This is a genomic window from Pontitalea aquivivens, assembly GCF_046507575.1.
GTDB classification, from domain to species: domain Bacteria; phylum Pseudomonadota; class Alphaproteobacteria; order Rhodobacterales; family Rhodobacteraceae; genus Pontitalea; species Pontitalea aquivivens.
This window is the reverse complement of sequence record NZ_JBKFEY010000009.1, coordinates 83237-105857: the sequence shown is the minus strand read 5'-3', so window position 1 is coordinate 105857 and position 22621 is coordinate 83237. Positions and strand designations below refer to the sequence as shown.

Here is a 22621-nt window from a genome sequence, read left to right as displayed (position 1 = left end):
GCCCTCAATGTGTGGCGGCCAGGAATTTTTGCAGCTCGGGGTCCTTCGGCGCGCCGAAAAGATCCTCAGGGGGGGCGATTTCCGCCATCACGCCCTTGTGGAAGAACGCCACGCGGTCGGACACCTCGCGCGCGAATTTCATCTCATGGGTGACGCAGATCATCGTCATGCCCTCTGCGGCGAGCATGCGCAGCGTATCCAGAACCTCGCCCACCAGCTGGGGATCAAGCGCCGATGTCACCTCGTCGAACAGCATGTAATCGGGCGACATGGCCAGCGCCCGGGCAATCGCCATGCGCTGCTGCTGGCCGCCCGACAGCCGCCCGGGATAGACCGTCAGCTTGTCGCCCAGACCCACATGGTTCAGCTGGCGCACCGCCTCGGCCTCGGCCTCGGCCCTGGATCGCTTCAGGACCTTGACCTGGGCCAGCATCACGTTTTCCAGCACCGTCAGATGCGGAAAGGCGTTCCATTGCTGAAACACGATGCCGATCTTGCGGCGCAGCCTGTTCAGGTCGGTGGTCCTGGCATGCACCTCGACCCCGTCCACCAGAATGCGCCCGGAATCGATGGGTTCCAGCCCGTTGATGCAGGTCAGAAGCGTGGATTTCCCCGACCCCGACCCGCCGATCACGGTCAGCACCTCGCCCTTCTGGACGGTCAGGTTGATACCCTTGAGAACCTCGAGCGAGCCAAAGGATTTGCGGACATTCTCGATCTCAATCATTGGACCACCGTTTTTCGAGATAGCCGCCGAACCGGGCGACCGGGAAGGAGATGAGGAAGTAGAACAGACCGCAGATCAGCAGCAGGAACAGCGGCTCTTGCAGGCGGGTGATCAGGATCTGGGTGGATTTCAGCAGTTCGACCACCTGAACGATATAGACCAGCGCGGAATCCTTCATCACGCCAAGCGCCAGCCCGATCCAGGACGGCAGCGCCACGCGGGTGGCCAGCGGCAGCACGATATTGCGCATGTCCTGGCCCCAGGTCATCCCCAGCGAACGCGCGGCCCGGCGCAGGGTCTGTGGCACGGCCTCGATCCCGCCACGCACGATTTCGGCGCAATAGGCGGCGGTATATAGCGACAGCACCCCGCAGGCGACGGCAAAACCCGATATCCGGATGCCCAGGACCATCGTGACGAAGGCATTGGCCAGCACCAGCTGGATCAGCAACGGGATCGACCGGAAGATATCCAGCACAAAGGTCAGCGGCGCGGCCCACCATGGCCCCACCTGATAGCGGATCACGCCAAAGACGATGCCCAGGATCGTGCCGAAGACCACCGAGATCGCGGTGACGATCAGGGTCATCCCGGCGCCCCTGGCCAGAAACATCAGGTCATTGGCGGTCAGTGCGGTATCAAACATCGCGCGCCCCCGTCAGTAACGAAACAGCCGGGCCGCAAGCAGGCGGGCCGAAAGGGTGATGGCCTTGGTGATCAGGTAAAAGATCACCGCGGCGATGGCGAACAGTTCAAACGTGCGGAAACTGCGCGCGTTCAGATCGCTGGTGACGCCGTAAAGATCGGTGTTCATCGCCACCACTGCCCCAAGCGAGGTCATCAGGATCGCCCAGACCATCTGATTGGTCATCGGCAGGAAGGAAATCCGCAACATCTGTGGCATGACCACGCTGGTGAAGGCCTGGCCCGCGCTCATGCCCAGCGACCGGGCGGCGCGGGTCTGGGTGTCGGGGATCGCCTTCAGCGCGCCGCGGAAATTCTCGGACAGGTAGCCTGCATTGTTGAAGGCAATACCCACCAGAAGCGACAGATAGGGCGACAGGTGGATGCCGAAACTGCCCAGCCCGAAATGCACCATGTAGATCTGGAACAACGCGGGCGTGTTGCGGGCGATTTCCACCCAGGTTGTGGCAACGGCCTTCAATATGCGGTTGCCAGACAGCCGGAACACCGTCAGCGCGACCGCGATGGAAATGCCGATGACCATCGACAGAACCGCGATCTCCATGGTGACAAGCGCGCCTTCCAGCATATGCGGAAGCGAATTCAGCGCCTGGTTCCAGCGAAAACTATAGTTGAACATGGGCCGCCTCGTGTCTGGGACCGCAGCGGCGATGCGGGGGATCGCCCCCCGCATCGCATCAAGGCGCGGGTGTCAGCGGTAGACGCCCTGGATCGTCAGGTTGGCGGGCTCACCCTCGCCGACCCATTTCTTGTAAAGCTCGGCATAGCGGCCGGTGCGGACCTGCTGGTTGATGAACAGGTTCATGTAGTTGATCAGGCCATATTCCTCGCGCAGCGTGATCAGCGCCACATAGTCCGGCACCATCGGCGCCTTGTCGACGATCTTGATGCCGGGGAAGTTGCCCGATGCGACATTGGCCTCGGCCACCTCGACGGTCGAGACGGTTGCATCCAGCTGGCCCTGGCTCAGCGCCAGGAACACGTCGGCCTGGTTCTGATAGGGACGGAATTCGCCTTCGCCCCATTCCTTCACCCGTTCTTCCAGCCAGATCGCCTCATAGGTGCCGGCGGTGGCGCCCACGGTCTTGCCCTTCATGCCTTCCCAATCGGCCATGCCGGCCTTTTCATTCGCCACGACGGCGTTTTCAAAGGCGTAGTAGGGAATGGTGAAGCCCACGGTCTTGGCCCGTTCCAGCGTGTCCGAGGTGGACGCGACCGCCACATCGACCTGCCCCGACATCAGCGCGGGGATGCGTTCGGGGAAGGTGGTTTCCACGATCTCGGCGGTCACGCCAAGGGCGGCGGCCAGATCGTTGCAGTAATCGACGTCAAAGCCGATCGGGTTGTTGCCGGCATCGCGCGACCCCATCGGCGGGAAATCCAGCACGACCGCGCAACGCAGCGTACCCGATGAAATGATGTCATCCAGCTTGTCGGCCTGCGCGGGCATCGCGGCGGCGGTGGCGGCCAGAAGGCCGGCGGCAAAGATCGATTTTTTCATGTGTCACTCCCTGTGTGTGTGATCTTGATTCCTTTGTTTTGAACTATCCGGCCAGCAAGGCAACAAATCAATCAGAAAATACATCGAGTATACAGTTAGTATTCAGCTTGCCCGGAAGATTGCGGCCGGACGACCCTTCCCCGGGGGGAAGGGTCAGGGATCAGGCGCCGAAATCGGCGGGCAGCAGTTCGGTGGGGATGTTCTGGTAGCTTACCGGGCGCAGGAAACGGCGGATCGACAGCGTCCCGACCGAGGTGGCGCCGAAATTGGTGCTGGCCGGATAGGGGCCGCCATGCACCATCGCGTCGCAGACCTCGACCCCGGTGGGGTAGCCATTGGCCAGAACGCGGCCCGCCTTGCGTTCCAGTACCGGCATCAGCCGGCGCGCCAGGTCGGTATCGCCCGCATCCAGATGCAGGGTCGCGGTCAGCTGGCCCTGCAGGCTTTGGGCGATGGCCAGCATCTCCTCGGGATCGGCGGCGGTGACGATCAGGCCAAGCGGACCAAAGACCTCTTCGGACAGGCTGTGATCGGCCAGCCAGTCGGTGCCGCGCACCTGGAACAGCTGCGGCGTGGCCTGGCGCCGGTCACAGACCTGCGTCAGCAGGGATTGCACCCCGCGCGCGCCCGCCACCCGGTCGCGGCCCAGCAGATAGGCGCTGGCGATGCCCTCGGTCAGCATCACCTGCGCGCCAACCGCGTGCAGGGCGGCCAGCGTGGCCTGTGCCAGCGCGGGGGCCTGATCCTGCATCACCACCGCGATGCCGGGGTTGGTGCAAAACTGCCCCGCGCCCATCGTCAGGCTGCCTGCCCAGCCCTGGGCGATCTGATCGCCGCGCGCGGCCATGGCCCGGGGCAGCAGGAACATCGGGTTGACGGACCCCAGCTCGCCAAAGAACGGGATCGGTTCGGGCCGTGCCGCGCACAGGTCGAACAACGCGCGCCCCCCGGCCAGCGACCCGGTAAAGCCCACCGCCTTGATCAGCGGATGGGTGACCAGCGCCTCGCCCACCTGCCGGTTGCCCCCCTGGATCAGGCTGAAGACCCCGGGGTGAATGCCACAGGCGGCAATCGCCGCATGGATCGCCTCGGCCACGATCTCGGCCGTGCCGGGATGGGCGGAATGGCCCTTGACCACCACCGGACAGCCCGCCGCCAGCGCCGCCGCCGTGTCGCCCCCCGCGGTCGAAAACGCCAGCGGGAAGTTCGACGCGCCGAACACCGCGACCGGGCCGATGGGGCGCTGGATCATGCGGATCCCGGGGCGGGGCAGGGGCTGGCGGTCGGGCAGGGCCGGATCATGGCGCCTGTCAAGGTAATCGCCCGTCTCGATATGATCGGCAAACAGCCGCAGCTGGCCCGTGGTGCGCCCCCGTTCGCCGTTCAGCCGCGCTTCGGGCAGGCCGGTTTCCTGACAGCCGATTTCGGTGATGGCCCCGGCGCGGGCCTCGATCTCATCGGCGATGCGACGCAGCAGGGTTGCGCGTTCGCCCCGCGACGACCAGCCAAAGGACCAGAACGCCGCTTCTGCCGCCTGCGCCGCCTGATCGACCAGCGCCACGGTGCCCACCGCGAAGTTGTGGGCCGGTCCCTGCGCGGGGGCCGAGGTGAAGCTGGCATCGCCCGCGACCCAGTTGCCTGCGATCAGGTGCTTGCCATGGGGGGTGAAGGTCATCAGCCTGTCCTTTCGGTCTGTTTTGGATGCAATACCGGCGCCGGTGCGGGCCAGTGTGCTTGAGGTTTTGTATACTTTCTGTATACATATCGTCAAGATTTCCTACCGGCGTGTCAGACAGGAGCCAGCCCCATGACCCAGACCTTTTCCATCGAGGCCCTTCAAACCCGCGTTGAAGCGATCTTTCGGCGCGCGGGCATGAACGCGGTGCAGGCCGGCGCGCTGGCGCGTGTCATTACCGCGGGGGAACGTGACGGCTGCAAGTCGCATGGCATCTACCGGATCGAGGGCGTCTTGCGCACGCTGAAGGCGGGCAAGGTGCGGGGCGATGCCCTGCCCGTGCTGCAACCGGGCGCGGGCGGTGCCATTGTGCGGGTCGATGCGCAGCGCGGGTTTTCCAACCCGGGGTTTGAACTGGGCCTGCCGGTGCTGGTGGACCGGGCGCGCGACCTGGGGCTGGCCGCGCTGGTGGTGAACGATTGCACCCATTTCGCAGCCCTGTGGCCCGAGGTTGAGGCGCTGACGGCGCAGGGGCTGGCGGCGCTGGTGATGTGCCCCAGCTATGCCACCGTCGCGCCCACCGGCGGCAACACGCCGCTGCTGGGCACCAACCCCCTTGCCTTTGGCTGGCCGCGGCCGGGCCGCGACCCCTATGTGTTCGATTTTGCCACGTCGGTTGCCGCGCGGGGCGAGATTGAATTGCACCGCCGCGCTGGCAAGCCCTTGCCCGAGGGCTGGGCGCTGGATGCGCAAGGTGCGCCCACGACCGACCCCGAGGCCGCGCTGGCCGGTGCGATGCTGCCCTTTGGCGGGCACAAGGGTTCGGCCATCGGCACGATGATCGAATTGCTGGCGGGCGTGATGATCGGCGATCTGACCAGCCCCGAGGTTCTGGATTTCCTGGGCAGCACCACGCTGGCACCCGTGCATGGGGAACTGATCCTGGCGCTGTCGCCGGAAAAATTCGCGGCCGGCCGCCCGGGTGACCCCTTCGCGCGGGCCGAAATGCTGTTTGCGGCGATCAAGGGGCAGGGCGCGCGCTTGCCATCAGAGCGCCGCTTTGCCGCCCGCGCCCGTGCCGTGGCCCAGGGCATCACGCTGAGCGCCGCCGAGGTGGACCAGCTTGATCGCCTGCTGGACCAGGGGCTGGACGCCATCGCCTGAGCCAAAGAAAACGGCCCTCCCGCAGGGAGGGCCGACGATGTGGCATTGGGTGACCGGGATCAGACCTTGCAGGTCTGCACCGCGCCGGGCAGCGTGCTCCAGCTGGCATACCAAGTCTTGAACTGGGCAAACTGGGTTTCGGCCCAGGCGCGCTGGCTGGGGGTCAGCTCATCGGTCGGGTTGAAATGCAGCGCATATTCGGCATCGCCTTGCAGCACCATCAGATGCTTGTAATACAGCACCAGATCATAGCCTTCATCCCAGGATGACAGAACCTCCAGCGCCTCGCCCAGTTCGCGGGCGCGGATGCGGGCATCGGCATCGCCTGCGGCGGCGGCCTTGGCCAGCGCCACGAAATGCAGGATCTCTTTCGGGATCACATTGCCGATGCCGGTGATCGTGCCGGTCGCCCCGCATTTGACATAGCCGTGGTAGACGCCGGTATCGACGCCCGCCATCAGGATCACCCCGTCATCCGCGCTGGTGATGTGTTCGGCCGCATAGGTCATCGCCCGGGCGCCGCCGAATTCCTTGAAGCCCACCAGATTCGGATGTTCGGCCCGCAGGGCAAAGAACAGGTCGGCCTTGGTTTCAAACCCGTAATAGGGGCTGTTGTAGATTACCGCCGGCAGGTCGGGTGCCGCGGCCAGGACCGCCTTGAAGTGATGGCGCTGTGCGACCGGCGAACCGCCCCGCGACAGAACCCGCGGGATCACCATCAGCCCCGCCGCGCCGATTTTCTGGGCATGTGCGGCATGGGCCGCGGCGGCCGCGGAATTCACCGCCCCCGTCCCCACGATCACCGGAATTCCGGCCTTCACCAGCCGTTCGACCCCTTCCATCCGCTGCGCATCGGTCAGCAGCGGCCAATCACCCATCGACCCGCAATAGACAACGGCGGACATGCCCGCGGCGATCAGATCCTTTGCCTTGCGCACCAGCGCGTCGAAATCGGGTGTGCGGTCGGCCTTGCAGGGTGTCATCAGCGCGGGGATGACGCCGGTGAAAATCGCGGTGTCCATCGGGAAACTCCTCATGATCCGGGTTCGGCAACAGGCGGAAATCCGGCGGGGCGCCGATTCCCGAGGTCATAATACCTTTTGCATTTTATTTGTCGACAAGAAATCGCGCGGGCTACAACGCGACATCCATTCGCTGGTCGCGGGCAAAGAACTGCTGGACCTGGCGCACGATCTGATCGGCATGGGCACGGGCCAGCCGGTCGCACAGGTCCACATCGCGCGCGGCTATGGCGGCGATGATCGCTTCGTGTTCATCGACATATTCGCGCGGCAGGCGGTCATCGAAGGACTGGTAATAAAGCCGCAGGATGCGCCGCCCCTCATCCAGCAGGCGCAGGGTCAGCGTGGTGAAATAGGGGTTGCGCCCGGATTCGGCGATGGCGGCGTGCAGATCGCGGTTGATCGCCACCATCGCCAGCGCATCCTGCGCGTCGACGGCGGTGGCATAGCTGGCCTGCAGCGCGCGGATGCGGTCCAGATCCTCGGGGCGGTGGTATTGCGCGGCCAGCCGGGTGGTGACGCGATACATCAGTGTGATCGCGTCAAAGAAGGTGTGCAGGTTCACGAAATCGATGTTCGACACCATGGCCGAGCGGTTGGGCAGCGTTTCCACCAGCCCCTCGCCCGCCAGCCGGACCAGCGCCTCGCGGATCGGCGTGCGCGACATGCCAAAACGTTCGGCCAGGTGAACCTCATCGATCGGGCTGCCCGGCGGCAGTTTCAGATCAAGGATCTCATCGCGCAGCAATTCGTAAACCCGCTTGACGCCCGAGCCACGCTTGCGTTCCTGAAGGGCTTCGTGCTCGGTCTCGGCCATGTCGCGGGCTCCTGTGATCTCAAGGCATCTTGTCGACAAACAGAATACTGCACGGTTGTGCGCGCAGCAACAGGTTCGCGGCCCGCCGGGGATCACGCCTGTCCCGTGTCGCGCCGCAGGGCGGGCAGGCCGACGCCGGTGGTCTGGAACCCGCCGTCCGATGCGATGGTCTGGCCGGTGACATAGCTGGCCTTGTCCGAGCACAGGAAGACGATGACACTGGCAATTTCATCCTCGCTGCCATAGCGGTTCAGCGGGATCGCATCGTGATAGGCATCGATGATGTCCTGCGAATGGACGGCCATCGCCAGTTTCGTGCGCACCGGGCCGGGCGCCACGCAATTGGCGCGGATGCCGTATTCGCCCAGCTCTGCCGCCTGTTGTTGCGTCAGGTGGATCACCGCCGCCTTCGATGTGCCATAGGCTACCCGCAGGGTCGAGGCGCGCAACCCCGAGATCGAGGCGATGTTCACGATGGCGCCCCGGGCCTGGCGCAGATGCGGGATCGCGGCTTGCGAACACAGGAAGACGCCGTCAAGGTTGGTGGCCATCACCTCGCGCCAGCGGGCGAAGGTGGTGTCTTCGATCGGGCCGAAATCGGCGACGCCGGCATTGTTGACCAGCGCGTCGATCCGGCCCAGTTGGCGGGCGCATTGATCCATCATCGCCGCGACCTGATCGGGCTGCGAGACATCGCAGATCACCGGGATGACGCCGTCCAGCTGGCCCGCCTCATGCAAAAGCGCCTCGGCGTCGCGGTCGATCATGGCGACGCGGCGGCCCCCGGCCAGAAACTGCTTTGTGGTGGCAAGCCCGATGCCGCGGGCGGCGCCGGTGACGATGGCGGTTTTATCGGTCATGAAGGATATCCCAGTTGGGTGTGGCGCGGGTAATCAGCGCGGGCCAAGCACCACCAGCGAAAGTTGCGGGACAAGCGCGATCAGCGCCAGTCCCGCCAGCGAGACGATAAGGAAGGGCACCGCCCCGCGCGCGATCCGTTCGATCGGCAGGCGGGTGATGTTGGCGGCCACGAACAGGTTGATGCCCACTGGCGGCGTGATCAGGCCGATGGCCAGGTTGACCATCACCAGGACCCCGAACCAGACCGGGTCCCAGCCCAGTTCACGCACCACCGGCATGAAGATCGGAAGCGAGATGAACATCACCGTGACCGGGTCCATGAACATGCCCGCGATCAGCAGGATCAGCATGATTACCAGCAGGATCACCAGGCCATTTTCGCTTAGCCCCAGCAGGGCGCCGGAATACTGGCCGATCAGATCCTCGACCGTGACGACCCAGCCGAAAAGGCTTGCATAGGCGACCACCAGCATCACCGTGGCGGATGAGGCCGCGGCATTGGCCAGGCTGTCGTAAAGCCCGCGCAGCGTCAGCGTGCGATGGGCCAGCCCGCCCACGGCCAGCGCATAGACGGTGGCGACCAGGGCTGCCTCGGTCGGGGTGAAGATGCCCGAATAGATGCCGCCCAGGATGACCACCGGCGTCATCAGGCCCCAGAAACTGTCCCTGAACGACAGCCACAGCCGGGTCATATAGGGCTTGTCCGCATGGGGCATCGGGAACAGTGCCGCAAGCGCCGCCCCGCCGCGGGGTTTTGCGAAAGGCAGCGTCAGCAGCATCATCGCCCCCATCGCCAGCCCCGGCAGGATCGCCGCCAGAAACAGCTGCGAGATCGAGGTTTCCGCGATCACCCCATAGATCACCAGCCCGATCGAGGGCGGGATCACGATCGACAGTGCCGCCCCGGTACAGACCAGACCCGCCGCATAAGCGCGCGGATAGCCGTCTTCCTCCATCCCCTTGATGATCATCGGGCCGATCGCGGCCACCGAGGCCGGGCCCGATCCGCTGACCGCGCCCCAGAACAGGCACACCACCGTACCCACCACCCCCATGCCCCCCGGCGTAGTGCCGATCAGCACCCGGAAGAACCGGATCATCCGTTCCGCGATACCCAGCGATCCCATCAGCGTGCCCGCCAGAATGAAGAAGGGAATGGCCAGCAGCGAGAATTTCGTAACCCCCGTGGCGATCAGATCGCCCGCCAGGTCCAGCCCGAAGCCGATCTGCCACATCGCATGGATCGCCGACAGGCCCAGCGAAAAGGCCACAGGCACGCGCAGCGCGATCAGGATGAAAAACAGGATGATCATCTCGGTGCCCGCGGGCAGGCCGGGAAACGGGTCAGACATCGGGGATCACCTCATGCTGCGGGGCGCCGCGCAGCACCGAAACCGCATGCTGCAGATAGCGCACCAGCACCAGTGCAAAGCCGAAGGGCACCGCGATCTGATAATACCAGGCGGGGATCCCCAGCCCGTAGGACCGCATGCCGTTGGCCATCAGATTGGCGACGGATTGCCAGGAAAACCACGCCGACAGCGCCAGAAGCGCGACCGACAGCAACACCGACAGAAGGAAGACCGCCCGTTGCAGCGGGCGCGGCAACAGGTCATGTACCAGCGTCACGGCCAGATGTTCGCCCCGCCGCGCCGCCACCGCCGCCCCGAACACGGTCAGCAGCAGGAAGCCGTTGGTCAACAGTTCTTCGGTGACGGCCAGGGAATAATTCGTGCCGTAGCGCACCACGACATTGGCAAAGCCCAGCAAGGTCATCGCCAGAAAGAGCACCGCGCAGATGATCTTTTCGGCCTCGTGCAGGATGAACGCCATCACGCCTCCCCCGGGTTGAAACCAGACCGGCGCGCCTGTATCGGGCGCGCCGGCCAAAGGCTCAGTTGGCGGCCGCGATCGCGTCCTGGAAGGCACCGACGATTTCCGGGCCGACCTTGGCCGCCCAGGTGTCAAACGCGCTTTGGGTTGCGGTCTTGAAGGCGGCCAGTTCCTCGGCGGTGGGTTCATAGACCTCCATGCCCTTTTCGCGCAGGAAGTCGATGCCGCTGGCCGTCGCCTCGCGCGAGATGTCGCGCTGATAGCTCATGGCTTCCTGGGCGGCGGCGCGCAGCCTGGCCTGGGTTTCGGCATCATAGCTGTCCCATTTCTGCTGGCTGATGCCGATGAAGATGGGGTCGTAGGAATAATGCCAGGTCGTCAGGTATTTCTGCACCTCATAGACCTGCTGCGGAATGATGACCGCGCCGATCGGGTTTTCTTGGCCATCGACCACGCCCTGCTGCAGCGCGGTGATGGTTTCGCCCCACTGCATCTGCTGGGGGTTGGCGCCAAGCGCGTTCATCACGTCGATGTACATCGGCCCCGCGACGCGCATGTTCAGCCCCTTCATATCGTCGGGCGAGGTGACGGGGCGGATGTTGTTGGTGACTTCGCGAAAGCCGTTTTCGCCCCAGGCCAGAACGACGATGCCCTTTCCGGCCAGGATACCCGCCATCATCTCGCCGGGTGCGCCCTGGGTGGTGGCATCGACCTGTGCGTAGTTGGCATAGAGGTAGGGCAACGAGAACACGGCCATTTCCGGCACCAGAGGCGTCACGTTGATCGCCGAGGTCACCACCAGATCCAGCGCGCCGCGGCCCACCATTTCAGCCTGGCGCATCTGGTCACCGCCCGAAAGCTGGGCATTGGGGAACACGCGCACCTCGATGTCGCCGCCGGTCGCGCCCGCGATCAGTTCGGCGAATTTTTCGGCCCCCTTGTGCCAGGTGGTGGTGTCGCCGGTGTTGTGCGACAGGCGCAGTGTTTCGGCACCGGCGGCACCGGCCATCAGCGCGCCGGCCAGTATCGACGCGAAGGCAGTCCTGCCGAAAATTGCGAATGTCATGTCTTCCTCCCAAGCAGGTGGCCCCTTGGGGCCGGTTATGGTGCTGCCTCCTGCAGCATTGTTGATCCATATAGTGGAATGGAAAATCGGACAAGAAAAATAAAGCCTTGCAAAAGGATCGTAAAAGGCAAAAATCAAGCTGAAAACTTTGTTGCAAATGGCTTGCTGGGGCGGAATTGTGGTCCACAATATGGAACAAATGGGAAAGGCGTCCTCGACAGGCCTGGGTGGCGCCCAGACGGTGGATCGTGCGCTTGCCCTGTTAAGCGCGGTGGGCCGGGGGGGCGTGGCGGGCGTGACACTGGGCGATCTGGTCGCGCAAAGCGGGCTGAACAAGCCCACCGTGCGGCGGCTGCTGCTGGCGCTGATGCGCGGTGGCCTGGTCGAACAGAACCCTGATACGCGACGCTATTTCCTGGGCGAAGAGGCCTATATTCTGGGGATGTTTGCGGCGCAACGCCATGGAATTCTGGAACATTCCTTTGCCGTCCTGGCCCGGCTTGCCCGTGAAACCGGGGATGCGGCCTTTGTTTCCATCCGGCAGGGGTATTGGGCGCTGTGCCTGCACCGCGAAGAGGGCAGCTATCCGATCCGCACCCATGCGCTGATGGCGGGGCAGTTGCACCCCTTGGGCGTGGGGGCGGGGTCGCTGGCGATGCTGGCGGCCTTGCCCGATGCCGAGGTCGAGGCCGCGCTGGACGCCAATGCCGCGCAGCTGGCGGCCAGCTATGCCGCCCTGCCCCCCGATCTGATCCGCGATCATGTGCGGGTCACGCGCCAGAATGGCCATGCGCTGAACCCCGGGCTGCTTTACCCCGATTCCTGGGGCCTGGGGCTTGCGCTGCGCTGGCCCGATGGCGCCCTGGCCGGTGCGCTGTCGCTGGCCGCGATCGAAAGCCGGATGCAGCGCCCGCGCCGCGATGACCTGCTGGTCCGGCTGCGCGCCGGGGCGGCCGAGATCGAAAAATCCCTGGCCCGGCTTTACGCCCTGCGCCGGGGCACACCTGACAGGAGAACCGCATGAACGAAGCCCAGATTGTCGGCTGGGGGCATACCGCCTTTGGCAAATCCGACCTGCCCGATACCGAGGCCCTGATGGCCGCCGCCGTGTCCGAGGCCCTGGTCCATGCCGGCATCACCCCCGCGGATGTGGATGGCCTGTTCGTGGGGGTCTTCAACAACGGCTTTTCCCCGCAGGATTTTCAGGGCGCACTGGTGGCGATGGGGGATGACCGCTTTGCCCACACGCCTGCCACGCGCTATGAAAACGCCTGCGCCACCGGATCGGCGGCGCTGCATGGGGCGATGGATTTCATCGCCGCCGGCCGCGGCAAGATCGCGCTGGTGATCGGCGCGGAAAAGATGACCGCGACACCCACCGCCAAGGTGGGCGACATTCTGCTGGGCGCAAGCTATCACAAGGAAGAGGCGCAGGTAGGGGGTGGCTTTGCTGGCCTGTTTGGCCAGATCGCGGGTAACTATTTCCAGCGCCATGGCGACCAGTCCGAGGCCCTGGCGATGATCGCGGCCAAGAACCATGCCAATGGCATGGCCAACCCGCTGGCCCATATGCGCAAGGATTTCGGCAAGGAATTCTGCAATACCGTGTCGGAAAAAAACCCGATCGTGGCAGGCCCCCTGCGCCGCACGGATTGTTCGCTGGTGTCGGACGGCGCGGCGGTTCTGGTGCTGGCCGATCCCGAAACCGCGGCGGGGATGCGTCGCGCCATCGCCTTCCGCGCGCGGACGCATGCCAATGAGATGATGGCGCTGTCGCGCCGCGACGCGCTGGAATTCGCCGGCGCCCGGCGCGCCTGGGCGCAGGCGCTGGAACGCGCGGGGGTGGGGCTGGGTGATCTGTCGCTGGTGGAAACGCACGATTGCTTCACCATTGCCGAATTGCTGGAATATGAGGCGATGGGCCTGGCCGAACGCGGGCAGGGCGCGCGCGTCATCCGCGAAGGTACCACCGCGAAGGGGGGCAAGCTGCCGGTCAATCCTTCGGGGGGGTTGAAGGCCAGGGGGCACCCGATCGGCGCCACGGGCGTGTCGATGCACGTCATGGCCGCGATGCAGCTGATGGGCGAGGCAGGTGGCATGCAGATCCCCGGCGCCACGATGGCGGGCGTGTTCAACATGGGTGGCGCTGCGGTCACGAATTACGTCTCGATCCTGGAACGCGTGAAATGACCATCGACCTTTCGAACGGGATCGCGCCGGTTTCGACGCGGGTGATGAACCTGTCGCAGTTCCTGACCGAAAGCGCCCGGCGCCACCCCGACGAGATCGGCTTTGTCTGGGGCGACCGCAGCTGGACCTGGGCCGAGATCGAGGCCCGTTCCGCCGCCTTCGCCGCCGCCCTGGTCGACCGGTTTGGCCTTGGCAAGGGCGACCGGCTGCTGGTGCAATCGGCCAACAACAACCAGATGTTCGAGGCGATGTTCGCCTGCTGGCGGATCGGTGCGGTCTGGGTACCGGCCAATTTCCGCCAGTCGCCCGAGGATATCGCCTGGCTTGCGCAAAGTTCGCAGGCGCGCGGGCTGCTGTACGGGGCCGAGTTTGCCGATCATGCCGCCGCCTGCGCCGATCCGGGCTTTCGTATCTCGATCGGCGGGCAGGGCGCGGCGGATTATGACAGCCTGGTGGCCGATTACATGGGCCAGGCCGCACCCGCCGTGGCGGTGGCGCGCGATGATCCGGCGTGGTTCTTCTTTACCTCGGGCACGACGGGGCGGCCCAAGGCGGCGGTGCTGACGCATGGGCAGCTGGCCTTCGTGATCACCAACCATCTGTGCGATCTGATGCCGGGGACCGGGCCGGGGGATGCCTCGATCGTGGTGGCGCCGCTGTCGCACGGGGCGGGCATCCATCAGCTGGCGCAGGTGGCGCATGGCGCAAAGACCATCCTGCCGGGGGGGACGAAATTCGACCCGGCCGAGGTCTGGCGGCTGGTCGAAAAATGGAAGGTCACCAATGCCTTCACCGTGCCCACGATCGTCAAGCTGCTGGTTGAACACCCGTCGGTGGCGGATCATGACCATTCCAGCCTGCGCTATGTGATCTATGCCGGCGCGCCGATGTATCGCGCTGATCAGATCCGCGCGCTGCAGGTTCTGGGCCCGAAGCTGGTGCAGTATTTCGGCCTGGGCGAGGTGACGGGCAACATCACCGTTCTGCCACCCGCGCATCACCATCTGGACGATGCCGTCATGCGCATCGGCACCTGCGGCTTTGCCCGCACCGGGATGCAGGTGCAGATCCAGGATGCCCAGGGCAACGAATGCGCCCCCGGCGAGACGGGTGAAATCGCGGTGATCGGCCCGGCGGTCTTTGCGGGCTATTTCAATAACCCGGGCGCCAATGCCAAAAGCTTCCGCAACGGCTGGTTCCTGACCGGCGATCTGGGGCACATGGATGCGCAGGGCTTTGTCTATCTGACGGGGCGGGCGTCGGACATGTATATCTCGGGCGGATCCAACATCTATCCGCGCGAGATCGAGGAAAAGATCCTGCAACATCCCGACATTTCCGAGGTTGCCGTGCTTGGTGTGCCCGACCCGCTGTGGGGTGAGGTCGGCGTGGCGGTCTGTGTCGCCCGTGCGGGGGCGGCGCCGGACGGTGCGGCGCTGCTGGACTGGCTTGCGGGCAGGATCGCGCGCTACAAGATGCCGCGTCAGGTGATCTTCTGGGATGAAATGCCGAAGTCGGCCTATGGCAAGATCACCAAGAAGATGATCCGCGAGGAGCTTGCCGCGCGCGGCGACATCGCGCCCGCGGACACCGCGGGATGATCGCGCCGCGCAGTCTTGCCCACCCCGGGCCGCGCAATCCCGCCCGTTTTGCCGCGCTGCCCTGCCGGGCCACGCCGGTGACGCTGCGGATCGCGGCGGGCCTGCCCTTTGACCGTGCGGTCACCGACGCCTTTGCCAGGGCCGGGTTCACCGCCGGGTATCTGCGCCTTGTCGGGGCACATTTCCGCCGCCTGTCCTATGTCGTGCCCGGGCCCGCGCCGGGCGATGGCCGGGCGGCATGGTACCGCGCCGCGCCCCCGCTGCACGATGCCCGGGTCCAGGACGCGGGGCTGCATCTGGGCAACCGGGCGGGCGCGGCCTTTCAGCATTGCCACGGGCTGTGGTCGGCCGATGGCGCGCTGCACATGGGCCACATGCTGCTGCCGGACTCGGCCCTGGCCGAGGATCTTCTGGCCGAGGGCTGGGGCCTGCGCGGGGCGGGCCTGTCGGTTATGCCCGACCCGGAAACCGGCTTTGACCTGTTCGCCCCGCAAGCGGCGGGGGACGCCGATGGCGCCGATGCCGTGCTGTGCACGTTGCGCCCGAACGAAGACCCCCATGCCCTGCTGGCACGGATCGCCCAAGGGGCGGGGATGTCCGAGGCCCGGATCGAGGGTATCGGCAGCCTGGTCGATACCCGGTTCACCGGCGCGCGGCTGGACAGCTACGCCACCGAGATCCTGGTGCGCGCGGGGCGGTTGGCGGGGGGGCGGGTCTGCCTTGACGTGGCTTCGGTCGGCTTTGACGGCAGGCCCTGTTGTGGCGTGCTGATGGCCGGGGAAAACCGCATCTGCATCACCGCCGAGATCCTGTTGATCGGCGGGTAAGACGCGGTGCTTGTGGCCGGGGTGGCAATCCTGGTGCCGTGATGTCGCCTTCACGCAACAGGGTCCGGGACTTGCGGCCAGTGTGTTATGGCGGTGTGCGATCGGGCGCCCATCCTGTAGACCGTTTCAGGCGCCCGGAACGGTGCCCGGCCAGGACGCCAACAAGCAATTTGCGGATGAAGGCCGCCGCGGATCGTGTTGCATTCCGCTCAGCGGCTGGTGCGGCCAGCGCGGCCCAGCCCGAGATCGGCAAGAATGGCGTAGAATGCTGGCAGGACCAGCAGCACCAGCACCGTCGAGGTCAGCAGACCAAAGACCACCGAGATGACCAGCGGTTTCAGTGTCTGCGCCTGGGTCGACGTTTCGGCCAGAAGCGGCGCCATCCCCAGGATGGTGGTGGAAACCGACACGAAGATCGGGCGGAAACGCGATCGCACGGCCGCGCCCGCGGCCTGTATCACGCCCAGCCCCGCCGTCATCCGCGCCCGGATCACCTCGACCAGAAGGATGGCGTTGTTGACGACGATCCCGGCCAATGAGGCCGCGCCCACAAGCGAAGGCATCGAGATGTTGTAGCCCATCAGCACATGGCCCCAGATCACCCCCAGAAAGGCCAGGGGTATGGTCAGCATCACGATCAGGGGTTCGACATAGCTGCGGAACTGGAATGACAGGATCAGATAAACCCCTACGATCCCGATCAGGAAGCCGCGCAGGATTGAGCCGACGGTTTCGGCGGAATTGGCCGCCTGGCCTGCGACTTCATGCGTCAGGCCCGGGTGACGGGCGGCCAGATCGGGCAGAAAGCCGTTTGTAATTCGCGCGGTGATCGCATCGGCATTGCCGATGCGGCCATCGACATCGGCCTGCACCGTCAGCGTGCGCAGCCCGTCGCGCCGGGTGATGCTGGACCAGCCGCGCGCCTCCTGGATGTTGACCACGGTATCCAGCGGTACCGCCGTGCCGTCGGGCAGTGCGATGGTGAAGTTTTCCAGATCGGCGCGGGCATCGCGGTCGCTGGCCGCCAGAAGAACCTGCACCTCAAAGGGCAGGTCGCCCTGGCGCACATCGGCCAGTTGCGTGCCCAGATAGGCGGCCCGCAACTGCCCCGCCACATCGGCGGCCGTCAGCCCCAGCGTGCGCGCCCCCGGTGCCAGGTGCAGGCGCAGTTCGGGTTTGCCGGGGCGCAGGTCCAGCATCGCATTGCGCACCCCCCGATAGGTTTCCAGTTCGGCCAGCGTCGCCCGCCCGGCGGCTTCCAGCGTGGCAAGGTCGGGGTGCGACAGGCGCAGTTCCACCGCGATTCCCTGCGGGCCGATCCCGGGTTCCATCAGGATCAGCGAGGATACACCGGGCAGCGGGCCGATTTCATCGCGCCATTGGGCGATCAGGTCGTCCAGTGTCGTGGCACGGGTTTCCGCTGACAGAAGGTCGGCCGAGACGGTGGCCAGATGCGGCCCCGTTTCCCCCGCCGAGGCATTGCGCCCCAGTCGCGTGATGGTGCGCAGCACCAGCGCCTGCGCGCCGGGTTGGGCGGGGCTGAGCCGGTCATTGACGCGGGCCAAGGCGGCTTCGACCTGTGCCACGGCGTCGTTTGTACGGGCCAGCGGCGTGCCCGCGGGCAGCAGGATGCGCGCTTCCAGCACATCGCCGTCAATGTCGGGCATTGCCTCGCGCTTGACCAACCCGCCGCCCAGGGCCCCGAACGTTGCGACCAGCGCGCCCACCGACAGCCCCAGCACCAGCCAGCGGGCGCGGATCGCCGCATCGGCCAGCCGGCCGACGCCACGGTCGCGCAGCGCGGCAAAGCCCCGGTCAAAGGCCGCGCGGAACCGTGAGGGCGGCCTGTCCTTGCCCGTAAGCCCGCCTTTCAGGTGATGGGGCAGGATCAGAAAGGCCTCGATCAGGCTTGCGGCCAGCGCAGCCAGCAGGACCAGCGGCAGCACCTCAAGCACCGCGCCCAGTTCGCCCGACAGAAAGGACAGCGGGACAAAAACCGCAACGGTGGTCAGGAATGAGGACGCCACCCCCGGCGCTACGGCCAGCACACCGGCGGTGACGCTGTCGACACTGACGCCCCTGGCCGCATGAACGGCGATGGAATCCGACAGCACGATGGAATCGTCCATCACGATGCCGATCGCCATCAGAAGGGCGACCAGCGTCATCATGTTCAGGCTGAGCCCCGTGACCGACATCCACAGGAAAGCGCCCAGAAACGCCACCGGCAGGCCCATCGCCGCCCAGATCGCAAAGGCCGGGCGGAAAAACAGGCTCATGACCGCGACCACCAGCAGCAGGCCGATGATGCCGTTTTCCACCAGCATGGCCAGGCGATCGCGGATAATCGAGGTGACGTCCTGAACGACCTGAACCGACACACTTTCGGGCAGGCGGGCGGTTTCCGTGACCACCACCGCCTTGACCGCATCCAGCGCGCGCAGGGCATCCGCCTCCAGCGGTTTGTGGATTTCCAGGATGATGGCGGGGGCCCCGTTCAGGCGGGCCTGTTCCTCGGGCGGCTCATGGGTTTCGGTGATCCGCGCGACCTCGCCCAGGGTCAGCACTGCGCCGTCGGGTCGTGTCAGAACGGGCAGGGCAGCCAGCATCCCGACCGTGCGGGCCTCGGCGGTGAAGCGCAGGGTCAGGTCCTGCGCGGCGGTTTCCAGCCGCCCCGCGGGCAGATCCAGGCTTTGCACGCCGATCACCTGTGCCAGCCCCGCCGCCGTCAGCCCGTGCTGGGCCAGAACCGCACGGTCGGGCAGTACCGAAAGCGTGCGCGCGCCCAGCCCCGCCCGGTTGACCCGTGCCACATCGGGCAGCGCCGCCAGCCGGTCGGCCAGGCCGTCAGCGTAAAGATCAAGCTCGGACAAGGGCAGATCGCCCGATACCGCGACCGAGGTAACCAGATCGGTGCGGTGCAATTCGCGCACCGTGGCCGGATCGGCGCGGTCGGGGAAGGTGTCGATTGCGGTCACTTCGGTGCGCAGTTCGGCCACGAAGCGGTTGGCGTCGCCCGCAGGTTTCATGGTGGCCACGGCGCGGGCGCGGTTGTCCTGCGCGGCGCAGGTAAGGCTGTCCAGCGCCTCGACCCCCTGCACCGCATCCCACAAGGGCGCGCAGATGCCGGTTTCCACATCCTCGGCCGCCGCGCCGCGATAGGTGACGACGATCTCGGCCTCGGCGGGGCGGAAATCGGGGAAGGTTTCGCGCAGCAGCGTCGGCGCGGCAAAGCTGCCGGCGGCGATGAACACCAGAAGCAGAAGGTTGGCCGCCGTGGGATGCCCCGTAAACCAGCGGATCATGGCGTGGCCCCGGGCGGAACGGGCAGCAGCAGCATGCCGGGCAGGGCCGGCGCGATGTCATCCAGCACCAGACGGTCGCCGGGGGCAAGACCGTCGCGGATCACCACCAGCCCATCCTGCCGGAAGGCGGGGGTGACGGGACGGATTTCAAGCCGGTCATCGGCGGTGGCCAGATAGACGGTATCGCCGTGCACGGCAGCCTCGGGGATGGCAACCGCATCGTGCACAGGCGCGCCGGTCAGGGTTACCTGTACCTGCATGTTCGGCACCAATGGAAGGCGCAGGGGCGGGGCGGCATCGGTATAGGGGTTGGCCACGCTGACCACCACCGGCACGCTGCGCGCCTTGGGGTCAAGCGCGCCTTCGACGCGGGCCACCTCGGCCTGCCAGATCTGCGACGGGTCCGACAGCGGGTGCAACTGCGCGCTCATCCGCGATGCGGGGCCTTGCCGGATTGCGGCCAACGGATCATCGGGCCGGTCGATCGGGAACAACAGCCGCCGGAAGGCGGGCAGGGGAACCTGCACCACCACCTCGGCCCGGTCCAGCCCATCGCCCTGCACCAGAACCTGGCCGATGGCCACCGGCTGGAACAGATCCACCGCGACCCTGGTCACGCGCAGATCGAAGGGGGCGGTCAGCACGGTCTGGTCGCGGTCGCGGCGGGCGCGTGCCAGGGTGGCCTTTGTCCGGGCCTGTTGGGCGCTGATGCGGGCCTGCCGCGACGGGATCAGGGACAGGCTGTTTTGCAGCTCGGTCACGGTACGGCGGGTTTGCAGCACCGCCTTTTCGGCCTCATCCGCGCGGGTTTGCGGGTTCACCCCCTGCGTCACAAGCCCCCGGATGCGGGCCAGATCAGCCTCGGCCAGGGCCAGCCGCCCGGATTCAAGGGCCAGCACGCGGTTGGTATTTTCGGCCTCGGCGGCGATCTGTGCCGCTTCGGCCTGCAGCGCCATCAGGTCCGCCTCGGCCTGCGCGATGGCCAGATCGTAATCGGCCGGATCGATGCGCAGCACCTCGGTGCCCGCCGGGATCAGCTGACCCTCTTCCAGGTCGGGGTGGCGCCAGATCACCTGCCCGCGCACCTCGGCCACGGCGGTCCAGCCTTGTGCGGCGCGGACCGCGCCCCAGCCATGCGTCACCGGGCGGATATCCTGCGCGGCAACAGGCGTTACGCGGACCGCCAGACCGGGCATGGGGCCGCTTTCCTGCGCGGGGCCGGGCGCGGTCGTGATCATCCAGGCGGCAATCGCGGCGCCAAGCGCGATGGGGGGAAGGGCCAGAAGGGCAGGCAGGCGGGGCATGGAAGGCTCCTCAGCCGAATCGGCTTGATTTTTGTCATTATAATGTTAGTGATAGATTACTTACAAGGGGCCGCCATGATCCGCCGAAAACCCGCCGAAGACCGCAAGGCCGACATTGTCGAGGCGCTTTTGCGCCTGGCCGACCGGATCGGGCCGGATCGCTTGACCACGAACGACATCGCGCGTGAGGTCGGGGTGACGCAGGCCGCGATCTTCCGGCATTTTCCGGCTAAGGCTGAACTGTGGACCAGCGTGGGCGAGGTGATCGCCGAACGCCTGCATCGGGCCTGGGATCAGGCGCTGGCCGGCCGTGGTGCGCCGAAAGACCGGCTGCGTGGCCTGATTGCGGCCCAGCTGCGCCAGATCGAGGCCTGCCCGGCGCTGCCCGCCATCCTGCATTCGCGCGAATTGAACGTCGACAACGCATTTCTGCGCGACCGCTTTCGCGGGCTTTTGGCGCAGTATCAGGCACATCTGGTTGCCTGTCTGGAAGACATGGGCAGGGATGGATCGACAGGTGCGGACATCGAGGCACAGGATGCCGCAATCCTGCTGACATCGCTGGTGCAGGGTATCGCCATCCGTTGGGGCCTTGGCGCGCGCGGATTTTCGCTGGAGACCGAAGGGATGCGGCTGCTTGACCTGCAACTGTCACTGCTGGCTGGCAAGCGCGGGTAACGCACAGGCGGGAATACCGGACTTTGGGGGCGGTCTGCCGGGTGCGCAACTACGGCATCGCATCGGATCCTTGTACCGGGCGCACCGCCTGAACTGATCTAGCCGCAAGCGATCAGGTCATGGGGCAGGCGGTTCATCGGCTTGGCCCCGGTGGCGGTGATCAGAACCTGATCCTCGATGATGAAACCGCCAAGGCCCGTGACGTAGAAGGGGCATTCGAAGGCAAGCACCATGCCGGGTTCGGCGATCACGTCACTGTCGGCGGCGATGAAGGGCCATTCCTCGCTGCCAAGGCTGGCGCCCAGACCGTGGCCGTAATGACCCCGGCTGAAGCCCGGCAGGCCCGCGCCGCGGATCGCGTCTTGCGTCACGCGATGCACCTGCGACAGGGGGATGCCGGGGCCCAGCACCGCCATCCCGGCCCGGAACCCCGCCATCAGCGCGTCATGCACCCGCTGCGCCCTAGCCGAGGGCGCGCCCGCCACGAAGGTGCGCCCCGTGTCCGAGGTATAGCCCGCCATCAGGCAACCCACATCGACCTTGATCAGATCGCCCGGCAGGGCCACCGCATTGCCGCCCCAGGGATCGGGCCCGACGGACAGATAATCCCAGGCCCCGGTCAGCGGCGCATCGCCTTTGTTTGCGGCGATCGTGGCGGACCAGATCGCGGACAGCGCATCGCGGCTGATGCCTGGGGCAATGGCGTCGCGGATCGCGGCGATGCCCTGTTCGGCCAAGCCGACGGCCTGCCGCAGCAGCGCAATTTCGGCGGGGGATTTCACCATCTTCAGCCGGGCGGAAAGCGCGCTGCCATCGACCAGCCGCGCAGGCGCCAGGGCGCTTGCCAGTGCCGGCAGGTCGGCGGCAGAGATCGCCGCCATTTCCACCCCGACGCGGGCCTGGGACAGGCCGCGATCCGTCAGGGCCTGCGCCAGATGCCGCCAGCAGGTCGCCGGGTCGAAGGTGGTGGGGCGCAGGAAATCGGGATCGCGCCCCTCGGTCGCCCAGGCGCGGGTCAGGGCCTGATCCAGCGGCAGGGCATCAAGCCCCGGCGGCAGGGTGGCGATTTCCACCCACAAGGGGCTTGGCCGGATGTCGGTGATATGCGAGGCCGCGCGGAAGGCGGGCACGAACAGGTCCGACACCACCGCCATTTCCGGCAGGTTCGGGTCGGCGGGCACCAGCACCGCCACCGCGCCCGCCCGGCGCCACATCGTGCCTACCCCCGGCTGCGCGCCGGTGGCGTGGCGAAAGCTTTCGGGCGACAGCAGGATCAGCGCCTCGATCCCCTCGGCCGCCATCAGGGCGCTGGCGCGCGCACGGTCCAGATCTGCCATCGTTCCCC

20 protein-coding genes are annotated in these 22621 nt (G+C 66.4%); 6 read left to right on the top strand and 14 right to left on the bottom strand.

Going from position 1 to position 22621, the window contains the following annotated elements; translation table 11 throughout:
- Positions 1 to 4: 4 nt before the first annotated feature.
- From ACK8OU_RS11770 to ACK8OU_RS11750, 5 genes are all read right to left on the bottom strand, one after another.
- On the bottom strand, positions 5 to 727 hold the full coding sequence (locus tag ACK8OU_RS11770) for an amino acid ABC transporter ATP-binding protein (RefSeq protein ID WP_410303621.1): 723 nt from the start codon (positions 725 to 727) through the stop codon (positions 5 to 7).
- The gene (locus ACK8OU_RS11765) at positions 720 to 1373 is read right to left on the bottom strand and encodes an amino acid ABC transporter permease (RefSeq protein ID WP_410303620.1); all 654 of its coding nucleotides are present in this window, start codon (positions 1371 to 1373) and stop codon (positions 720 to 722) included. Before ACK8OU_RS11765 ends, ACK8OU_RS11770 begins: the two co-directional genes overlap by 8 nt.
- A 12-nt stretch (positions 1374 to 1385) precedes the next feature.
- Positions 1386 to 2051, bottom strand: a complete 666-nt coding sequence (locus tag ACK8OU_RS11760) for an amino acid ABC transporter permease (RefSeq protein ID WP_410303619.1) — start codon at positions 2049 to 2051, stop codon at positions 1386 to 1388.
- A 72-nt stretch (positions 2052 to 2123) separates the two neighbouring features.
- On the bottom strand, positions 2124 to 2933 hold the full coding sequence (locus tag ACK8OU_RS11755; protein WP_410303618.1) for an ABC transporter substrate-binding protein: 810 nt from the start codon (positions 2931 to 2933) through the stop codon (positions 2124 to 2126).
- Between the two features lie 160 nt (positions 2934 to 3093).
- Complete coding sequence (locus ACK8OU_RS11750) at positions 3094 to 4608, bottom strand: aldehyde dehydrogenase (NADP(+)) (RefSeq protein ID WP_410303617.1); 1515 nt, start codon at positions 4606 to 4608, stop codon at positions 3094 to 3096.
- A gap of 132 nt (positions 4609 to 4740) precedes the next feature.
- On the opposite strand from ACK8OU_RS11750, the gene ACK8OU_RS11745 reads away from it, so the two are divergent.
- Positions 4741 to 5772, top strand: coding sequence for an Ldh family oxidoreductase (locus ACK8OU_RS11745; protein ID WP_410303616.1), 1032 nt, complete (start codon positions 4741 to 4743; stop codon positions 5770 to 5772).
- Between the two features lie 59 nt (positions 5773 to 5831).
- On the opposite strand, the gene ACK8OU_RS11740 is transcribed toward ACK8OU_RS11745, so the two are convergent.
- The 6 genes from ACK8OU_RS11740 to ACK8OU_RS11715 all read right to left on the bottom strand — a co-directional run bounded on the left by ACK8OU_RS11740 (position 5832) and on the right by ACK8OU_RS11715 (position 11371).
- On the bottom strand, positions 5832 to 6794 hold the full coding sequence (locus ACK8OU_RS11740) for a dihydrodipicolinate synthase family protein (protein ID WP_410303615.1): 963 nt from the start codon (positions 6792 to 6794) through the stop codon (positions 5832 to 5834).
- Positions 6795 to 6906: 112 nt separating this feature from the next.
- Entirely contained in the window at positions 6907 to 7611 is a 705-nt protein-coding gene (locus ACK8OU_RS11735; protein WP_410303614.1) for a GntR family transcriptional regulator, read from the bottom strand.
- 92 nt (positions 7612 to 7703) lie between these two features.
- Entirely contained in the window at positions 7704 to 8471 is a 768-nt protein-coding gene (locus ACK8OU_RS11730; RefSeq protein WP_410303613.1) for an SDR family NAD(P)-dependent oxidoreductase, read from the bottom strand.
- A gap of 33 nt (positions 8472 to 8504) precedes the next feature.
- Positions 8505 to 9824, bottom strand: coding sequence for a TRAP transporter large permease (locus tag ACK8OU_RS11725; RefSeq protein ID WP_410303612.1), 1320 nt, complete (start codon positions 9822 to 9824; stop codon positions 8505 to 8507).
- Positions 9817 to 10305, bottom strand: a complete 489-nt coding sequence (locus ACK8OU_RS11720; RefSeq protein ID WP_410303611.1) for a TRAP transporter small permease — start codon at positions 10303 to 10305, stop codon at positions 9817 to 9819. Before ACK8OU_RS11720 ends, ACK8OU_RS11725 begins: the two co-directional genes overlap by 8 nt.
- A gap of 61 nt (positions 10306 to 10366) precedes the next feature.
- Entirely contained in the window at positions 10367 to 11371 is a 1005-nt protein-coding gene (locus ACK8OU_RS11715; RefSeq protein ID WP_410303610.1) for a DctP family TRAP transporter solute-binding subunit, read from the bottom strand.
- A 199-nt stretch (positions 11372 to 11570) separates the two neighbouring features.
- On the opposite strand from ACK8OU_RS11715, the gene ACK8OU_RS11710 reads away from it, so the two are divergent.
- Genes ACK8OU_RS11710 through ACK8OU_RS11695 form a run of 4 tightly spaced genes read left to right on the top strand, consistent with a single transcriptional unit; the run spans position 11571 to position 15989 of the window.
- Entirely contained in the window at positions 11571 to 12395 is an 825-nt protein-coding gene (locus tag ACK8OU_RS11710; protein ID WP_410303609.1) for an IclR family transcriptional regulator, read from the top strand.
- Positions 12392 to 13561 carry an acetyl-CoA acetyltransferase gene (locus ACK8OU_RS11705; RefSeq protein ID WP_410303608.1) on the top strand — a complete coding sequence of 390 codons (1170 nt, stop codon included), beginning with the start codon at positions 12392 to 12394 and terminating at the stop codon, positions 13559 to 13561. The genes ACK8OU_RS11710 and ACK8OU_RS11705 overlap by 4 nt, the downstream gene beginning before the upstream one ends.
- Positions 13558 to 15162, top strand: a complete 1605-nt coding sequence (locus ACK8OU_RS11700; protein WP_410303607.1) for an acyl-CoA synthetase — start codon at positions 13558 to 13560, stop codon at positions 15160 to 15162. The genes ACK8OU_RS11705 and ACK8OU_RS11700 overlap by 4 nt, the downstream gene beginning before the upstream one ends.
- On the top strand, positions 15159 to 15989 hold the full coding sequence (locus ACK8OU_RS11695) for a hypothetical protein (RefSeq protein ID WP_410303606.1): 831 nt from the start codon (positions 15159 to 15161) through the stop codon (positions 15987 to 15989). Before ACK8OU_RS11700 ends, ACK8OU_RS11695 begins: the two co-directional genes overlap by 4 nt.
- A 209-nt stretch (positions 15990 to 16198) precedes the next feature.
- On the opposite strand, the gene ACK8OU_RS11690 is transcribed toward ACK8OU_RS11695, so the two are convergent.
- Together ACK8OU_RS11690 and ACK8OU_RS11685 are read right to left on the bottom strand one after the other, a co-directional pair.
- Positions 16199 to 19294 carry an efflux RND transporter permease subunit gene (locus ACK8OU_RS11690; RefSeq protein WP_410303605.1) on the bottom strand — a complete coding sequence of 1032 codons (3096 nt, stop codon included), beginning with the start codon at positions 19292 to 19294 and terminating at the stop codon, positions 16199 to 16201.
- Complete coding sequence (locus ACK8OU_RS11685) at positions 19291 to 20598, bottom strand: efflux RND transporter periplasmic adaptor subunit (protein ID WP_410303604.1); 1308 nt, start codon at positions 20596 to 20598, stop codon at positions 19291 to 19293. The genes ACK8OU_RS11690 and ACK8OU_RS11685 overlap by 4 nt, the downstream gene beginning before the upstream one ends.
- A gap of 75 nt (positions 20599 to 20673) precedes the next feature.
- Here ACK8OU_RS11685 and ACK8OU_RS11680 point away from each other — a divergent pair, with 75 nt between their 5' ends.
- Positions 20674 to 21276, top strand: a complete 603-nt coding sequence (locus ACK8OU_RS11680; protein ID WP_410303603.1) for a TetR/AcrR family transcriptional regulator — start codon at positions 20674 to 20676, stop codon at positions 21274 to 21276.
- 98 nt (positions 21277 to 21374) lie between these two features.
- On the opposite strand, the gene ACK8OU_RS11675 is transcribed toward ACK8OU_RS11680, so the two are convergent.
- Positions 21375 to 22613 carry a M24 family metallopeptidase gene (locus ACK8OU_RS11675; RefSeq protein ID WP_410303602.1) on the bottom strand — a complete coding sequence of 413 codons (1239 nt, stop codon included), beginning with the start codon at positions 22611 to 22613 and terminating at the stop codon, positions 21375 to 21377.
- Between the last annotated feature and the right edge of the window lie 8 nt (positions 22614 to 22621).

Excerpts from the sequence above, each read along its gene's own strand:
- ACK8OU_RS11770 (WP_410303621.1), bottom strand. The coding sequence starts at position 727 with ATGATTGAGATCGAGAATGTCCGCAAATCCTTTGGCTCGCTCGAGGTT.
- ACK8OU_RS11765 (WP_410303620.1), bottom strand. The coding sequence starts at position 1,373 with ATGTTTGATACCGCACTGACCGCCAATGACCTGATGTTTCTGGCCAGG.
- ACK8OU_RS11760 (WP_410303619.1), bottom strand. The coding sequence starts at position 2,051 with ATGTTCAACTATAGTTTTCGCTGGAACCAGGCGCTGAATTCGCTTCCG.
- ACK8OU_RS11755 (WP_410303618.1), bottom strand. The coding sequence starts at position 2,933 with ATGAAAAAATCGATCTTTGCCGCCGGCCTTCTGGCCGCCACCGCCGCC.
- ACK8OU_RS11750 (WP_410303617.1), bottom strand. The coding sequence starts at position 4,608 with ATGACCTTCACCCCCCATGGCAAGCACCTGATCGCAGGCAACTGGGTC.
- ACK8OU_RS11745 (WP_410303616.1), top strand. The coding sequence starts at position 4,741 with ATGACCCAGACCTTTTCCATCGAGGCCCTTCAAACCCGCGTTGAAGCG.
- ACK8OU_RS11740 (WP_410303615.1), bottom strand. The coding sequence starts at position 6,794 with ATGGACACCGCGATTTTCACCGGCGTCATCCCCGCGCTGATGACACCC.
- ACK8OU_RS11735 (WP_410303614.1), bottom strand. The coding sequence starts at position 7,611 with ATGGCCGAGACCGAGCACGAAGCCCTTCAGGAACGCAAGCGTGGCTCG.
- ACK8OU_RS11730 (WP_410303613.1), bottom strand. The coding sequence starts at position 8,471 with ATGACCGATAAAACCGCCATCGTCACCGGCGCCGCCCGCGGCATCGGG.
- ACK8OU_RS11725 (WP_410303612.1), bottom strand. The coding sequence starts at position 9,824 with ATGTCTGACCCGTTTCCCGGCCTGCCCGCGGGCACCGAGATGATCATC.
- ACK8OU_RS11720 (WP_410303611.1), bottom strand. The coding sequence starts at position 10,305 with ATGGCGTTCATCCTGCACGAGGCCGAAAAGATCATCTGCGCGGTGCTC.
- ACK8OU_RS11715 (WP_410303610.1), bottom strand. The coding sequence starts at position 11,371 with ATGACATTCGCAATTTTCGGCAGGACTGCCTTCGCGTCGATACTGGCC.
- ACK8OU_RS11710 (WP_410303609.1), top strand. The coding sequence starts at position 11,571 with ATGGGAAAGGCGTCCTCGACAGGCCTGGGTGGCGCCCAGACGGTGGAT.
- ACK8OU_RS11705 (WP_410303608.1), top strand. The coding sequence starts at position 12,392 with ATGAACGAAGCCCAGATTGTCGGCTGGGGGCATACCGCCTTTGGCAAA.
- ACK8OU_RS11700 (WP_410303607.1), top strand. The coding sequence starts at position 13,558 with ATGACCATCGACCTTTCGAACGGGATCGCGCCGGTTTCGACGCGGGTG.
- ACK8OU_RS11695 (WP_410303606.1), top strand. The coding sequence starts at position 15,159 with ATGATCGCGCCGCGCAGTCTTGCCCACCCCGGGCCGCGCAATCCCGCC.
- ACK8OU_RS11690 (WP_410303605.1), bottom strand. The coding sequence starts at position 19,294 with ATGATCCGCTGGTTTACGGGGCATCCCACGGCGGCCAACCTTCTGCTT.
- ACK8OU_RS11685 (WP_410303604.1), bottom strand. The coding sequence starts at position 20,598 with ATGCCCCGCCTGCCTGCCCTTCTGGCCCTTCCCCCCATCGCGCTTGGC.
- ACK8OU_RS11680 (WP_410303603.1), top strand. The coding sequence starts at position 20,674 with ATGATCCGCCGAAAACCCGCCGAAGACCGCAAGGCCGACATTGTCGAG.
- ACK8OU_RS11675 (WP_410303602.1), bottom strand. The coding sequence starts at position 22,613 with ATGGCAGATCTGGACCGTGCGCGCGCCAGCGCCCTGATGGCGGCCGAG.